Source organism: Pseudoalteromonas sp. SR43-2 (genome assembly GCF_014163885.1).
In the GTDB taxonomy this organism is placed as follows: Bacteria; Pseudomonadota; Gammaproteobacteria; order Enterobacterales; family Alteromonadaceae; genus Pseudoalteromonas; species Pseudoalteromonas distincta.
The window spans coordinates 1-1180 of sequence record NZ_JACJED010000046.1 but is presented as its reverse complement, the minus strand read 5'-3'; the positions used below and the strand labels follow the sequence as shown (position 1 = coordinate 1180).

The 1180-nt window shown below is 45.3% G+C and carries 1 protein-coding gene; it reads right to left on the bottom strand.

Annotated elements, in window-relative coordinates:
* A partial coding sequence (gene tuf / locus H5120_RS20015) for an elongation factor Tu (protein WP_154904299.1) occupies window positions 1-1180 on the bottom strand: 1180 nt, incomplete at its 3' end.

Genomic DNA, 1180 nt, shown 5'->3' with positions numbered 1-1180 from the left:
CTACGATAGTTGCTACAACACCAGCACCTACAGTACGACCACCTTCACGGATAGCAAAACGAAGACCTTCATCCATCGCGATTGGTGCGATTAGAGTTACTGTCATCTTGATGTTATCACCAGGCATTACCATTTCTACGCCTTCTGGTAACTGTACGTCACCAGTTACGTCAGTTGTACGGAAGTAGAACTGTGGACGGTAACCTTTGAAGAATGGAGTATGACGACCACCTTCATCTTTAGAAAGTACGTATACTTCTGAAGTGAATGTAGTATGTGGGTTGATTGAACCAGGCTTAGCTAGTACTTGACCACGTTCAACGTCTTCACGCTTAGTACCACGTAGAAGTGCGCCGATGTTTTCGCCAGCACGACCTTCGTCAAGAAGCTTACGGAACATTTCAACACCAGTACAAGTAGAACGAGTTGTATCATTGATACCAACAATTTCTACTTCGTCATTGATGCGGATGATACCAGCTTCAACACGACCAGTTACAACAGTACCACGACCCTGGATTGAGAAAACGTCTTCGATAGGCATGATGAATGGCTTATCGATGTCACGCTCTGGCTCTGGGATGTAAGAGTCAAGTGCGTTTGCAAGCTCAACAATCTTATCTTCCCACTCTTTCTCGCCTTCTAACGCTTTAAGCGCAGAACCAGCGATTAGAGGTAAGTCATCACCTGGGAAATCGTATTCAGAAAGAAGTTCACGAACTTCCATTTCTACTAGTTCAAGTAGCTCTTCGTCATCAACCATGTCACATTTGTTCATGAATACGATGATGTAAGGAACGCCAACCTGACGAGAAAGAAGGATGTGCTCACGCGTTTGTGGCATAGGGCCATCTGTCGCAGCAACTACTAAGATCGCGCCGTCCATTTGAGCAGCACCAGTGATCATGTTTTTAACATAATCGGCGTGACCAGGACAATCTACGTGTGCGTAGTGACGTGTAGGTGTATCGTATTCAACGTGAGACGTTGAAATAGTGATACCACGTTCGCGCTCTTCTGGAGCGTTATCGATTGATGCGAAATCTTTAGCAACACCGCCGTATACTTTTGCAAGTACGTTAGTGATTGCTGCAGTTAGTGTAGTTTTACCGTGGTCAACGTGGCCGATTGTACCAACGTTTACGTGCGGTTTTACGCGTTCAAACTTTTCTTTTGCCAT